The 13043-nt window shown below is 54.2% G+C and carries 19 protein-coding genes and 1 pseudogene; 10 read left to right on the forward strand and 10 right to left on the reverse strand.

Features of this window, described 5'->3' with window-relative positions; translation table 11 throughout:
- Window positions 1-213: 213 nt before the first annotated feature.
- Complete coding sequence (locus ACREAY_RS05430; protein ID WP_431754746.1) at window positions 214-1056, forward strand: class I SAM-dependent methyltransferase; 843 nt, start codon at window positions 214-216, stop codon at window positions 1054-1056.
- A gap of 43 nt (window positions 1057-1099) precedes the next feature.
- Here the strand turns inward: ACREAY_RS05430 and ACREAY_RS05435 are convergent, their stop codons facing one another.
- Together ACREAY_RS05435 and ACREAY_RS05440 are read right to left on the reverse strand one after the other, a co-directional pair.
- On the reverse strand, window positions 1100-1282 hold the full coding sequence (locus tag ACREAY_RS05435; RefSeq protein WP_431754747.1) for a hypothetical protein: 183 nt from the start codon (window positions 1280-1282) through the stop codon (window positions 1100-1102).
- A 106-nt stretch (window positions 1283-1388) separates the two neighbouring features.
- Window positions 1389-1895, reverse strand: coding sequence for a hypothetical protein (locus tag ACREAY_RS05440; protein WP_431754748.1), 507 nt, complete (start codon window positions 1893-1895; stop codon window positions 1389-1391).
- Between the two features lie 359 nt (window positions 1896-2254).
- Between ACREAY_RS05440 and ACREAY_RS05445 the strand changes: the two genes are divergently transcribed.
- Complete coding sequence (locus ACREAY_RS05445) at window positions 2255-2533, forward strand: SHOCT domain-containing protein (RefSeq protein WP_431754749.1); 279 nt, start codon at window positions 2255-2257, stop codon at window positions 2531-2533.
- 3 nt (window positions 2534-2536) lie between these two features.
- On the opposite strand, the gene ACREAY_RS05450 is transcribed toward ACREAY_RS05445, so the two are convergent.
- A complete protein-coding gene (locus ACREAY_RS05450) occupies window positions 2537-2680 on the reverse strand; it encodes a hypothetical protein (protein ID WP_431754750.1) in 144 nt (47 codons plus the stop codon).
- Between the two features lie 107 nt (window positions 2681-2787).
- Between ACREAY_RS05450 and ACREAY_RS05455 the strand changes: the two genes are divergently transcribed.
- Window positions 2788-3162 (forward strand): response regulator, encoded by a 375-nt coding sequence (locus ACREAY_RS05455; protein ID WP_431754751.1) that lies wholly within the window; start codon window positions 2788-2790, stop codon window positions 3160-3162.
- Between the two features lie 137 nt (window positions 3163-3299).
- On the forward strand, window positions 3300-3725 hold the full coding sequence (locus ACREAY_RS05460) for an MEDS domain-containing protein (RefSeq protein ID WP_431754764.1): 426 nt from the start codon (window positions 3300-3302) through the stop codon (window positions 3723-3725).
- Here ACREAY_RS05460 and ACREAY_RS05465 read toward each other — a convergent pair whose 3' ends face one another.
- Both ACREAY_RS05465 and ACREAY_RS05470 read right to left on the reverse strand, forming a co-directional pair.
- Window positions 3726-4682 carry a hypothetical protein gene (locus ACREAY_RS05465; RefSeq protein WP_431754752.1) on the reverse strand — a complete coding sequence of 319 codons (957 nt, stop codon included), beginning with the start codon at window positions 4680-4682 and terminating at the stop codon, window positions 3726-3728.
- A 115-nt stretch (window positions 4683-4797) separates the two neighbouring features.
- Entirely contained in the window at window positions 4798-5358 is a 561-nt protein-coding gene (locus ACREAY_RS05470) for a hypothetical protein (protein ID WP_431754753.1), read from the reverse strand.
- A gap of 111 nt (window positions 5359-5469) precedes the next feature.
- Between ACREAY_RS05470 and ACREAY_RS05475 the strand changes: the two genes are divergently transcribed.
- The gene (locus ACREAY_RS05475) at window positions 5470-6087 is read left to right on the forward strand and encodes a DUF4184 family protein (RefSeq protein WP_431754754.1); all 618 of its coding nucleotides are present in this window, start codon (window positions 5470-5472) and stop codon (window positions 6085-6087) included.
- Here ACREAY_RS05475 and ACREAY_RS05480 read toward each other — a convergent pair.
- Both ACREAY_RS05480 and ACREAY_RS05485 read right to left on the reverse strand, forming a co-directional pair.
- Window positions 6084-6641, reverse strand: coding sequence for a hypothetical protein (locus ACREAY_RS05480; protein ID WP_431754755.1), 558 nt, complete (start codon window positions 6639-6641; stop codon window positions 6084-6086). The genes ACREAY_RS05475 and ACREAY_RS05480 overlap by 4 nt on opposite strands.
- A 159-nt stretch (window positions 6642-6800) precedes the next feature.
- Complete coding sequence (locus ACREAY_RS05485; protein WP_431754756.1) at window positions 6801-8162, reverse strand: dihydrolipoyl dehydrogenase family protein; 1362 nt, start codon at window positions 8160-8162, stop codon at window positions 6801-6803.
- Window positions 8163-8418: 256 nt separating this feature from the next.
- Here ACREAY_RS05485 and ACREAY_RS05490 point away from each other — a divergent pair, with 256 nt between their 5' ends.
- The 4 genes from ACREAY_RS05490 to ACREAY_RS05505 all read left to right on the forward strand — a co-directional run bounded on the left by ACREAY_RS05490 (window position 8419) and on the right by ACREAY_RS05505 (window position 10860).
- Window positions 8419-8778 carry an NAD(P)H-dependent oxidoreductase gene (locus ACREAY_RS05490; protein WP_431754757.1) on the forward strand — a complete coding sequence of 120 codons (360 nt, stop codon included), beginning with the start codon at window positions 8419-8421 and terminating at the stop codon, window positions 8776-8778.
- A gap of 68 nt (window positions 8779-8846) precedes the next feature.
- The gene (locus ACREAY_RS05495; RefSeq protein WP_431754758.1) at window positions 8847-9053 is read left to right on the forward strand and encodes a hypothetical protein; all 207 of its coding nucleotides are present in this window, start codon (window positions 8847-8849) and stop codon (window positions 9051-9053) included.
- A gap of 382 nt (window positions 9054-9435) precedes the next feature.
- The gene (locus ACREAY_RS05500) at window positions 9436-9966 is read left to right on the forward strand and encodes a peroxiredoxin (protein WP_431754759.1); all 531 of its coding nucleotides are present in this window, start codon (window positions 9436-9438) and stop codon (window positions 9964-9966) included.
- Window positions 9967-10860, forward strand: coding sequence for an L-dopachrome tautomerase-related protein (locus ACREAY_RS05505; protein ID WP_431754760.1), 894 nt, complete (start codon window positions 9967-9969; stop codon window positions 10858-10860).
- Here ACREAY_RS05505 and ACREAY_RS05510 read toward each other — a convergent pair.
- Together ACREAY_RS05510 and ACREAY_RS05515 are read right to left on the reverse strand one after the other, a co-directional pair.
- Window positions 10857-11054, reverse strand: a complete 198-nt coding sequence (locus ACREAY_RS05510; protein WP_431754761.1) for a nuclear transport factor 2 family protein — start codon at window positions 11052-11054, stop codon at window positions 10857-10859. The two genes, ACREAY_RS05505 and ACREAY_RS05510, sit on opposite strands and share 4 nt — an antisense overlap.
- A complete protein-coding gene (locus ACREAY_RS05515; protein ID WP_431754762.1) occupies window positions 11051-11473 on the reverse strand; it encodes a hypothetical protein in 423 nt (140 codons plus the stop codon). Before ACREAY_RS05515 ends, ACREAY_RS05510 begins: the two co-directional genes overlap by 4 nt.
- A 413-nt stretch (window positions 11474-11886) precedes the next feature.
- Here ACREAY_RS05515 and ACREAY_RS05520 point away from each other — a divergent pair.
- A pseudogene (locus ACREAY_RS05520) lies at window positions 11887-12296 on the forward strand (aldehyde dehydrogenase); the annotation flags it as partial.
- 98 nt (window positions 12297-12394) lie between these two features.
- Here the strand turns inward: ACREAY_RS05520 and ACREAY_RS05525 are convergent.
- A partial coding sequence (locus ACREAY_RS05525) for a hypothetical protein (RefSeq protein ID WP_431754763.1) occupies window positions 12395-13043 on the reverse strand: 649 nt, incomplete at its 5' end.

Genomic DNA, 13043 nt, shown 5'->3' on the forward strand with positions numbered 1-13043 from the left:
CCTCTTCGGGGATGAACTGGTTTGTGAGGCTGTCGTAAAAGCCCTTTTTCCCAGAGACCGTCTTTTGCACGTACCTCGGGACGGCCTCGTGCTCGACAGTCTCGGGATTTAGGGTCATAGCTGGTAGACCGCATTCGGGCCCTTTTCTAATAATGCCGGAAGGAACGCCGAGCTGACAACAAGCTAAATTATTTTACTTCATATAGTGCGCGCTTGCTCCTGCTGCCAATGGCCCCACTGAACCCAGTCCACGTCCTCATGTGGACTTTTAGACGCACGGGGCGAGACGTCATCAACCTCTACAATTCTCTGTCGCCTGTCATGCAGCTTGCGACCGGAGGCGACATGCTGAATTTTGGCTATTGGAAGGACGCCGGCGAGCCGGTCGCGGCGCAAAAGGCACTGTGCACGCTCGTGGGCGCGGAGGCCGAGCTCGGCTCTGCCCGGACGCTCCTTGACGTGGGGAGCGGCCTTGCGGCGCCGGCGGCGCACTGGAAGTCAACGTACAACCTTGACGTCTCTTGCGTCAACATCAACTACCGCCAGCTTGCCGCAAGCAGGCAGGCCGGCGCGTCGCTCGTGAACGCGACATCGACTTTGCTCCCGTTCTCGGACTCGTCGATGGACAGAATAATTGCGCTAGAGTCCGCGCAGCACTTCAAGCCCCTCGGCGAGTTCACGAGCGAGTGCAGGCGGGTGCTAAAGCCGGGCGGCCTGCTCGTGATGGCGATACCCGTGGTCAGGGTAAGGTCGGCGTTTTTCAAGCTCGGCATCCTGTCGTTTACCTGGTCGTCAGAGCACTACCGCCTTGATTACGTAAAATCAGCCATCAGGGACAGTGGCCTTGACATTGCAGGCACGACAGATATAGGAAGGCACGTCTACGAGCCGCTTGCCGACTATTACGCCCTCAACCGCCCCGCCCTGCGGGAAAAGATCCTGCAAGAGTATCCGCCGTTTCTTGAAAGCGTCCTTTACAGGTCCATGCTAAAGATGAAGGCCGTGTCGCAGAGGCAGGAGATAGGCTATGCCGTCATAAAGTGCCTGGCCCGGTAATTCATTAAAATGATTTCAGCCCTTGAAATCGCGCAACGTGACCCTATGTAGGGTCTCTGGAGCTGTCCTGGCTGTTTGACCTTGCTGCCTTTTCCCTCAGGTTTTCAGCCGGGCCGGCAGTCTCTGGGTCTTTGGCCGCGCCGCCTACCTTTTCCTGGCTGTCCTGCGCGTTTTCGAGCTCTCCTTCCCTGCTGTTGTAGCTCGTCTTGTTTTCCTTTGAACTCATTACGTAATTTTCGGCGAAAAAATACATTAGCGTTTTGCAAACCGGTTATGGGATTCTCTCCAATATTATTATGCGCTCACGGCAAGCGCGCAAAAATGTTTCGTACTCACAAATAGTCGTCGTCAGACTCGGCCTGGTCCCTGAGATCGTCCAGCTCGTCAAGCCACTCTTTGGCAGTCCTGACGTCCAGCCTGGCCTGAACCTTGCCCGGAGGGGCGAGGACGTCTCTGATGGCAAATACCGCCACCTGCAGCCCCGTCTTTTCGAGGGCGTCTATCTGGCTGTTTGAAAACGCGCCTTTTCCGGCCTTTACCCAGCACAGCCCCAGCGGGTTTGCGACTATCACGCCGTCATGGCGATCCCCGACCTTGCAAGCAAGATAGTCAAAACACTTGTCTGCCGACGCGGCCAGACGCGTGATCTCGTGCATGGCCTGCGCGGGCACCTTGACGCTTATCCTGCGCACCCCTTTTTCAAACACGATTACGTTGTCCCCCGGCTTTGCGCCAACATCTCCAAGCGAAACGTATGCCCAGCCCTTCTGGTCGAGGCTTGTTTTGCAGTAGAGCGTGCCAAGCGACGCTTTCAGCGAGGGCGTTATCTCGAGGCTCATCCAGGCCGGTAGCCGTGGCAAGCATACGTAAAGTTTTGCCGTCCTATGCCTCTGAAACCTTTCTTACGAGGCCGGCAGCCCCACATCGCCCGCCCTCTCTGCCGGCGCATTTGTACCTGCCTACGAAGGGTCTACCGTCGTCAGAGACATATGACATAATTGCATTGTCGCTCATCTTTAATGGGTATGCAAAGATGCGGATAACCTCATGAACCCGTCGCGCGGCCCTCTGGCAGAGTAAAAAATTCTGTCCATGCCGCCGAGATGAATATTACAGTACCTTGCGCATAGCATTATGTCCTAAAGCCCGGGCACTTAATGCGTATATAACATCCGGCCGTTTCTCGCGAGTGGATTTTTTGAAAAGGCTTCGGGGAATCTCCACCAGCGCGACCCCGTCCGGCGGCTCGGGCCACGAGTACCAGGAAAACATGGACGACGCCTACAGGAGCAGGGGCAAGGACCCTGAAGAGGAGGCGCAGTCCGAGATGATCTGGCAGATACTTGACACTTCCAGCAGCAAGGCCGAGGCGTCTTCCGAAGACAAGCTAGCGCGTCTTGCCAAATTAAAAGAGCAGGGGACTATAACCGAGGCAGAATACGAGCAGATAAAACAAGAGATGGAGAGGCCCGGATAAAAATCAGTGGTGGTGACCACAGCCGCAGCCACCCATGTCGCCATGGCTGCTGCCGCTCGACGCGCACGACGGGCAGACCTTGGAATCGGCCTCGGCCATGAACGTAACTCCGCACGCAGAACACTTTAGTTTTTGGACGCCTTGCATGCCAAGGGTTGGGGACTTGTTGCTATATTAAGTCACTGCCATGGCGCTTGCGTATCACAGGATTATTATACTGCCGGCGGGTATTTTGTCCAGCGTCGCCGGCCCCAGTGCCCCGGATCATGGTCGTGGAAGACGAAGAGGACCTTCTCACTGTTGTTTACCGGTATCTTGTAAAATGGGGCTTTGATGCCGAGCCTTTCGGCGATTCAATAAAGGCCCTGCAAAGGTTCAAGGAAAGCCCGTCTGCATTTTCGCTTGTCCTGTCAGATGTCCGGATGCCGGGCATGGACGGCATCCATTTTACAAAAGAGGTCCTGAAAATAAGGCCGGATACCAAGATAGTCATGATGACCGCGTTTGTGCAGGACGAGTACGTCTGCAGCAACCTGCCGATGATAAAAAAAGAAGACACTTTGAAAAAGCCCTTCCGGCTTGCCGAAGTCTGCACGGCCGTAAAAAAAGCGACCGGCGTCACGACATAGGGTGAAAATAACTGGCAATAGCTGAAGAGGCAAGAAAACAGGTTCTGGGCGAAGTGTGCTTTGGCGATCACAGCATGCTTGTCTACCGGGGCCTGGATTCCCTGCGTGAGATGTATTGCGCCTAGTGCAAGGCCCACCTGGGACATGGGTCTGAAATCGTGCTCATCGCGACGCAGTACGAGACGCCTGACAGGGTGAGGCAAAACCTAGTGGATTACGGGATCGACGCGGAAAAATACGAGAAGGACGGCTCGCTTGTAATCGTGGACGCCGTCAAGGGCTACCAGCGCGGCGACGTAAACGGCGTGCTAAAGCTGGCCAAGTCGCTTGCCGGCCGCGCCGAAAAGGAAGGCAAGCAGGGTGTGTGCGTATTTGGCGACCCCGGCTCGTTCTTTATGTTCGACAAGCTGGCCGAGCTGTTGCAGTACGAGCTTTCCATGCCGCACAGGTTCGACGTCAAGATAAAGGCGTTTTGCAGCTACCACGCGGCGGATTTTGACAGGCTCACGCCGGGCCAAAAACAGGCGATAGAAGGCGACTACTACAGGAAAATAGTCGCCTGATCACGAGCGCAGGCCGCGCACTCCCACCTTGGCCGTGCCGGTGAGCGCGTCGCCGTCCAGGCCGTGCCCGGACCAGTCGATGTTTTGCACCGTGGGCGCCGCCCAGATGCGCAGCGCGATTGTCTTACCCGGCTCCAGCGGGCTCGTGGCTGTAAAGCCGGCGCCGCTTTCATCGACCTCGGTCGACCACCCGCTGGGCGCCCTCGCCATGCTTACCTCGCTGCCGGGAGGGAGCCTGAAATAGACCCCATAGAGGCTCTTGTCAGAGGTGTTGGTCACCTTGGCGACGACGTACGGGCTCTGCACGCTGCCCACCGCGATGATCTTTAGCCCCGCGCCGGGAGCCGCAACAGTGAACTGGGTTTCCGCAGACAGCCCTTCGCTGCTTGCCACTATCCTGTAATTGCCCATGTCGGCAAGCTTGCCAGCCGCAAGCAGGTACGTGAACGAGCCGTCCTTTACTTGTGCCTGGTCGCGCACCAGCTCGTCGCCGCCGGGGCCGGTCACCGCTATCGATACCTCGCCCGCGCTGCCTGCCGTGCCGTTGACCGTCACGACCTGGCCGGGAGCATACAGCCGCCTGTCAGTGGCTACAGAGATCACACCCGCCTCCACGCCGAACTGGATCTGCGAAAACGTTTCTCCATAGCTTGCAACCACGCCGTAGGGCCCCGGGATGCCGAGCGGGCCCTGTATCGCAAACGAGTGCCTGAACGAGCCGTCGGGGGAGACCGGTATCCTGTCAGAGAGGTAGAGCTGGTTCTCGGAATTGAATATCTCGATCTGCAGCTGCTGGCCGGAAACCGTCCCGACGTCCCCGCTGATGGAAACCGTCTCGCCCGTCCTGTAGGACAGCTTGTCCGTCTTTACGGCAAACCCGCTCTGTCCAAACGCCGGGATGAATGATACGAGCAGCAACATGCCCAGTGCAATTGCTGCCAGCCTGACGCCGTCCACGTCTGGTTATCGCCGGCAACAGTACTAGAGGATTGAGCCAATAAAGCAGGCAAAATGTGACTACTCTTGGCGTTATTGCAGTATTTTTGTGGGCAATTGCGCCAGTCTGCCCCTGCTAGCGCCGCTCGGCCGCCTTTTCTTCCTCGTCGTGGACAAATTCGTCGTGGATAAAGCACACCGACAGGGCGCCTAGCGTGTCTATCCAAAGATCTATGGCCGTGTCCGCGGGGCTGATCTCCACGTGGCTGTCCGGGACGGTCGCGACAAGGATCCATTCGTACACCTCCCATAGGATAAAGGCGGCCCACGACGCGCCAATGCTGGCAGGGTAGTAGACCCTCCTCCTGTTGGTCAGGTTAAAGCTGAGGACAATCGCGGTGATTGCCATGCCCGATAGCCCGTGGGTGAACCTGTCTATGGGCGTCACGTCGTAGAGGTGCAGCCAGTATTCGGCCATAAAATGGGCCCCCAGCGCCGCCAGCCCGAGAAAGCCGGTGACCAGCAGCCACGTGTCGCTTGTCTTGATTATCCTGTGCCCAAAACCCCTTATCACAATGCTGAACTTTTGAATTTCTCGTTTTCTTTTTTGGGAAATTGCAATGAACAGCAGGACAAGGGAAACAGCTATCAGCGCCAGCGAAGTCAGCGGGTTTGCAAGCCAGTCGGCGCCGTGCACTTTACATCAAAACCGCAGGTTGCTTAACATAGTATCTTGTCCGGATTATGTAAGCAAGTTACATGATTTCCGCCAAGGGCTATATGCCCTGGCGGCAAATAAAACAAAAACTTGACGCTGACCCCGCTCCACGTGGCATTCGTGTGGATCCTAAAGCCCGGTCTTGGAAAACTGTCTTTTGCGGCCCTGACCATGGGCGCCGTCATCCCTGACCTTGAGCCACTGGTTGCGTGGATGCTTGGGTGGTCGGTCTTTTGCGGGTGGGATTTTCCCTGCACGCTGGCGCCTGACAGGCTCGTCCTCCACTCGATTGTGGGTGCGTTGACTGCAGACGTCGCACTCACCGTGATCTTCGTCAAGGTCATCCAGCTGTTAAAGCCGGAAAGGATCGGGATACGCGGGTTTGCCGGCGCCCGGGTAAACGGCTACTTTCTGCTGTCAGCCGCCATAGGCAGCCTGTCCCATGTCTTTGTGGACTGGCTCCACCACCCGGCAAACCCGGTCTTTTGGCCGTTTCTGATAGATTCTTCATACTACGTGGATGGGCTGCTGCTCTCATTTCTTGATGTCCTCCCGGCATCTTTGATAGTGGCGGCGATATCCTGCGCAACCATGTTTTATGTCATAAGGAAGGCCCTCGTCGAAAGTGGCGAAAAACTTGCACTGGTGTTTTCAAATCCTGCAAGGGCCCTGTCGCTTGTAACCGGGTCGCTGAGCAAAAATGGCTAGACGAACCCAAGCGCGAGGTTTGCCATGACGAATATCACAGCTACCTGGAACGCCCCCTGGCTGCCTGCGATCTTGACATTCCTCATTCCCCACCGTATTATCTTGTCTCTGTCCGGCTCTTTCTTCCGCAGTTCCAAGAACACCTTGATCTCGGTCGGCATCATGATCCCAAAGCCCTGCACAGAGAGGATTATGACTATCACCACCGCCGCAATGATCGTGGGGGACCCGAATGTCAATATTCCCATCCTGTCTGCAAGGTTTATCCCGGACGTTATCGCCACCGACGCGAGGGCCGGCATCAGGAACAGCATGACCGGCACCAGCCTTTTGATGACCTGTGTCCTTGCCTGCGGATCCAGCCCCTTCATCACCCTGCTCATGACAATGCCCATGAAAAGGTCGATACCCGTCCACGTGCCTCCCGTCAGGACGTGGAGGTAGTTGAGGGACAGCAAGTTGCCAAAGGATAGGACAAAGATGAGGGCGGCAATCGGGACCAGCAGGACCAGAAGTGAATACGGCGACAGGATGCCGTGCCTTTCTTCGATCACTTATCCAATAATGATGCTCGCAATTATTTAAAAGCCGTCATTCTTGCTCGGAGTGCCGGCATCTAGCTTGCTCCGAGCTTTTGGCCGTTTGTCTGACAGGCATCTCTGACGCAAAGATGCCCGCCGTTCAGCCATTAATCGCAGACAAGGCGTCCAACATCATTCAACGGCATAAGCTGCTTCTGCAACGACTTCAGAAAGTGCAGGGTGGATGTGCACCGTTCTTGCAATGCTGCCATGAGTGCCGTCGCCGGCTTTCATCGCTACCAGCACTTCATGAATGAGAATGGATGCGTGGCTTCCAAGGATGTGGCAGCCCAGAATCTTGCCGTCGTTTGACACCAATAGCTTGACAAAGCCGTCTCTGTCTTCGATCGCCTGCCCCATTGCCGTGTCCATGTAATTATACACAGCCTTTTTGTAAGGCGTACCTTTTTCCTTCAATTCCTTCTCCGTATAGCCTGCGCCGGCAACCTGAGGCGAGCTAAAGATTGCGTGCGGCATTGCAGCATAGTCTGCCGGAACCTTGCGCGAGTGCGTGATGTTGTTGAAAGCGTACTGGGCCTCCATGTTGGCGCTGTGCTTGAACTGGTAGCGCCCCACGGCGTCGCCAAGCGCAAATATCCCCTTGACGTTTGTCTCAAGGTAGTCGTCCACGACGATAAAGCCTTTTTTGTCAGTCTTGACACCTGTCTTTTCAAGCGCAAGCGTGTCTGAATTTGGAGTCCTGCCTGTCGCTATCAAGAGCTGGTCAGAGTCGAGCTCCAGCGTTTCCCCGGCGAAATTTTTCGCCACGACGTGAAACATGCCGTTCTTTTTGCCAACGGATTCCGCGCTGTAGCCCAGATGCACGCCATATTTTCTGGAAAATACCTCGGTGAATTTCTTTGAGACATCCTCGTCTTCGCGCTTGAGCATAAAGTCTCCGCGCTCTATGATGTTTATCTCTGTCCCGAGCGCGCCAAAAAAATGCGCCAGCTCGGCGGCGATAAAGCCTCCGCCGATGATGGTAAGCGAGTGCGGCTGCTTTTGCAGACGCAGGGCTTCGTCGCTTGTGATGTAGCCGCTCCCGTCCAGCCCCATTATTTTTGGAATAGCCGGCCTTGTTCCGGACGCAATCAAGATCTTGTCTGCTGATATTGTTTCGTCGCCGGCCGAGATCGTCTTTTTGCCGGTAAACCTGCACTCTATTTCAAACAGCCTTGGGTTGTCTATCCCCGCAAAAGCGTTTTTGATGCCGTCAGAGTCATCGTCGACGATGCCGGTGGTGCGCTTGACTATACTGGCATAGTCGATAGAAAACTTTTCGACCTTGATCCCAAAAAGCCCAGCGCTCTTTATTATTTCGGCAACGTCAGCACTGTGTATCAAGAGCTTGGACGGTATGCAGCCCCTGTTAAGGCAGGTTCCGCCCATCCTGCTCTTTTCAATGACGGCAACCTTCATGCCATGCTGTGCCGCCGCATTGGCCACGTCCAGCCCCGAGCCGCTACCAATGACGGCAAGGTCGAACTTTTGCACGCGTTATAATGCCGCATATTTCAGATAAAGGTAACTACCAAAAGCCACCTTCCATTAGACGACGGCCCCTAAAGCTTGTATTTGGTGCAGCTACTTCCTGAACATTACCTTGACCTCTCGTTATGATAAATGAAGCAACTTCAAGAGTGAATTCTCAAGTGACAGAAAGCCATTACGCGAAAATGTTATGGAAAGCATGTTCGTTGGGGAAAAATATACCGCAAACTCAATCTCATAGAGTGATGGATGAAAAATAATGACAGCTGAAAGAGTGACAAAAATTCTAATCGTGTTTTACAGTAGGTATGGAAACACGGTCAAGATGGCCGAAGAGATTGCATATGGGGCAAAAAGTTTGCCAGGAGTCCAGGTTACAATGAAAAGAATCGCTGACGACGTCCCAATTGAAGTCGTATCCCAAAATCCTGACTGGTCCAAGGTAGTAGAAGACATGAATGACAGGTGGCCTACGACTCCAATTGAAGATGTGGTGAAAGAATTGCCTTTGCACGATGCCATTATCTTTGGTTCACCTACTCGTTTTGGCAACATGGCAGCGCCCATGAAGGCGATGTGGGACAGGACAGGCAGATTGTGGATGGACGGTACCTCATAGGAAAAGTCGGCGCCGTATTTACTGGCGCGACCTCTGTTCATGGTGGGCAGGAAACAACTGCCATATCAATGATGTTTCCCATGTTGCACCATGGCATGATAATCGTGGGGGTCCCATATTCGGTGCCGGAACTGACAGAAAGCGGCAGCCCGTACGGGCCAAGCAGAATAGTTGGTCGGCTGTCAAACAAACAGATTGAAGAAAGCGACATCAAGGTTGCAAGAGCGCTCGGCAAAAGGGTGGTGGAGATAGCTGCAAAGCTCTTTTCGACATAGGGTCGGCATCCCCCAAGTTATGTTCCGTGAGATGCATGTTTAACAATAGGAATGATGTATATCATACAGAAATGAGCGATAAGGAAGCCGAACATGAAGAGATGAAGGAGGAGAGCCACGAGCTGGAAGACGAAAAGAAGGACGAGGTAGAAGGGGAAGAGGATGAAGAGGAAGAATAAGAAAAGCGAAGGAACGACGAGCTCCATAGCATAAAGACGCTGGAGCAAATAGCGCAAGGCTCATTTGCATTCTCTGGCAAGGTCGCTGTTGTCTGTAACAAAAATTGCAGGATCATTGAGAAGAAAGCCGCGGAAATTTATGGAAGCCACGTGTGTAACTCTATTAAAGAATGTTGCAGTGACTTGAAACAAGGTAACGCATTATGGACAAAAATGAAAAGGTAAAGAGTGTGGAGAAATCAGTGGCGACATCAGCTGCACCACCACTTCAACCAGGCACCCTTGCGCCAGATTTTGCGCTCAAGAGCACGCCTGACCAGAAAGTATCGCTTAAAGAGTTTCGCGGCAAACCCGTGATCCTTGCATTCTATCCTGCAGACTTTAGCCCAGTCTGCGGAGACGAGATGGCGCTGTTTAACGAAATATTGCCGGAATTCAATCGCCATAATGCGCAACTTTTAGGCATCTCTGAAGACAACATATGGTCCCACACGGCATTTTCTCAAGCACGGAATTTGCGATTTCCCCTGCTGTCAGATTTCCATCCAAAGGGATCAGTGGCCAAGCAGTACGGTGTATATCGAGAGGAAGACGGGACGGCGGAGCGTGCACTTTTTGTCATTGACGGCGACGGGATTATTCGATGGAGCTATGTTTCTCCAGTCGGCGTAAACCCCGGCGCCAACGGAATTCTTTCTGCACTTGAATCGTTAGGCAAGGAGGGGAAAAAGTAAATGGCCAAGACAACAGCAAAGGCCGAAATCGCAGAGTTGACCCTCCCTGTTAGCGGGCGTGATCACACCCAAGGGCCGGATGCAGGCCCCGTGACTCTGGTCGAATACGGCGATTATGAGTGCCCCTATTGCGGACAGGCCTATCCCATAATCAAAAACATACAGAAGCATTTTGGAGACAGGCTGCGTTTCGTGTTTCGCAACTTTCCAGTCGCCCAGGTACATCCCCATGCCGAGCATGCCGCAGAGGCTGCGGAATGCGCAGGAGCGCAGGAGAGATTCTGGGAAATGCACGACCGCCTATACGAGCACCAGCAAGAGCTCGATGACAACCATTTGAGGCAGCATGCATCAGCACTGGGAATGGATATCGCAAGGTTTGAAGATGAAATGGCCAGGCATGTCCATGCTGGCCGCGTGCGCGAGGACTTTATGAGCGGCATTCGCAGCGGGGTAAACGGCACCCCCACCTTTTACATCAACGGCATGCGTTATGACGACTCTTGGGATGAGGGGACGTTGCAGGTGTCCATTGAGCAAGCGATTGCCGACCGTTCGCTTGACGACAGGGAGGTTGCCGCCACAGTGACTGACGAAGGAGACAGGGGTGGCGCCTCCGATGGGCTCGAATCGGACGCGGCGGGAAATATCTACTCTACCAATTATGAACACAATGCGATCCTGCGCAGGCGCCCCGGCGGTCAGTGGGAGACGGTGGCGCACGACCCGCGCCTTTTGTGGCCCGACACGCTCTCGCTTGCAGCGGATGGATATCTCTACGTCACGGCAAACCAGCTGCATCGCCAGGCGCGCTTTCACAAAGGGCGCGACCTGCGCCGCAAACCCTACACGCTGTTCCGCATCCGCGTTGACACCAAGCCTGTCCGGCTCTAGAATTTGCCGTTCTGGTTTTTCCAGTTTTCTTTTGGAGGGATGTCCTGTATTACATCCCAGTGCTCCACAATTTTTCTATTCTCTATACGGAAAAGGTCATAGAACGCCACGCGCTTGCCCGAAAATTCTCCCTCTGCCAGTGCAAGCACAAAATTTCCCTGGCCGATTACCTTATGCAAGGCGTGATACTTCATGGTAAGCCCTTCTTTGCCATCGATTCCAGGGCCTTGCCCAGACCATCTAGGCCGTCGCCAATACCGGGGTTGTGCTGGTGGTATGTTTCTGATGAAATGTACTGGGCGATTTTATCGACCTTGCCGTCCCTCAGAACATCCTGCACAAAGTTTTGCACGAATTGCTTGTTGGCCTGCGTCTTGTCCAGATCTTTGATTTCGGTCGGACCGTCTGTCATGGTCCGGCCGCTGACCGTAGTCGCGGGACGCTGCTGAAGGTTATCCCAGTGTTCCACAACCTTGCCATTTTCAAAACGGAATACATCAAAGCCTACTTTTTCGCCAAAAAAGTTATAGTTGCTATGCAGGGCGACATGATCGCCATCCTCAATCACCTGTCTGATGCTGACACGCGCTCCACTTTTCTTCAATTCGGGCAAGAGGCTGACAAGCGCGTCGCGACCGTTTGGAGCGTCAAGATTATGCTACTTGTAGCTGTCGGCGCTCACGTAATCGCGAATGGATGAAGCGTCGCCTGATTGCAGGCTCTCCAAAACTGCGACGGCTTTTTCCTTGTTGCCAGTCATGAGCTGTAATGTGTTTGAGAAATATTACGAGTTATGCGGACGTGGGCATATGACAATTGTATCTACAATACTTGTAGGAATTTGTGTGGCAATTGATAAGGACTCTGGCGCTGAATACCGCGGCTAGAATGAAGGCAGTGGTATACAAGGAACCTTTCAAGGTTGCAGTTGAAGATGTTTCTCGGCCAAAGATACAGAACCCAAACGACGCAATTGTGAGAATAACCACCGCAGCGATATGCGGCTCGGACCTGCACATGTACGAAGGCGTGGACAGGGGCGTTGACGCTGTCGGCTACCAGGCGGCCGCAGGCGGAAAGGAGGTGCCAAATACCGTGCTGATGTCGCTCGTAAAGGTTGTGAGGGCGACCGGGGCATAGGCGCCCCGGGATTGTATGTCACAGACGACCCCGCTGCAAGGGATGACCACGCAAAGCAGGGCATAATGCAGTTTCCAATAGGCGAGTTCTTTGAAAAAGGGCTCACGATGCCAGTGGGACAGTGCAACGTCAAGCGTTACAACAGGCACCTCCGCGACCTAATAATATCAGGGGTAGCCAAGCCAAGCTTTGTCGTGTCGCACGAGATCAAGATCGAAGATGCGCCCGCTGCGTATGAAAAATTCGACAAGAGGGTTGACGGCTATGTAAAGGTCCTGATTCATCCGCAGCAGTGATTAGACGTGGCTAGACACAGTACATCGCTTAAAAAGAGCGACTTGCAGGAGGCAAACCTGTCAGAGTGGATGTCGACGGCAGGCCGGTCTTGCAGCGCCTAGCTCACTTTCAGCTCCTGGCCCAGCAGCCTGCCTTCGTAGGCAAACTCGCTGTCCATGAGCGCCTTTACGTATTTCGGAAACGTGGATTTTTCTATGCAGGAGCCGTGCATGGGAAACACCATCTCGGCGGACAGCTTTTCAAGCCTTTTGGCCGTCTGCCTGACCGGCTTTTCTGAAGCAAAGATGCCTGCGCCCCTGTAAAGCCCTATCATGCTCTCCGACAGGTCGTCTGAAACTACCGGCTTGTTGCTGCCCGGCTGGATAAAGAGGTCAGAGGTAAAAAGGGACTTGGTCGTCTCTTCAAAGATCATCATGCTGTCCCAGTGGTGGACATGCGGCGTCATCAAGAATTTCAGCGTCCTTTTGCCGGTCTTCAGCGTCTCTCCTTCCCAGAACGAAATGTGGTCTGACGGGATGTTGTGCCAGCCGGTCAGGTTCAGCTTTGAGCTCAGGTCGCTGCACAGCAACTTGACGCCGGAAGAATTAAGAAACGCCATCCCACCCCACTCGTCGCTCTCAAAATGAAGAAACGCCACGTGTGCAAGCTTCTCTAGCGGGATCACCTGCTTCACCTTTTCTTCGATCTGCGGGTACATCCCGACCGGGCCGGTGTGAATCAATGTCGGCTTGTCGTCGTTTATCAAG

It is taken from the genome of Nitrososphaera sp. (assembly GCF_050748925.1).
GTDB lineage: Archaea > Thermoproteota > Nitrososphaeria > Nitrososphaerales > Nitrososphaeraceae > Nitrososphaera.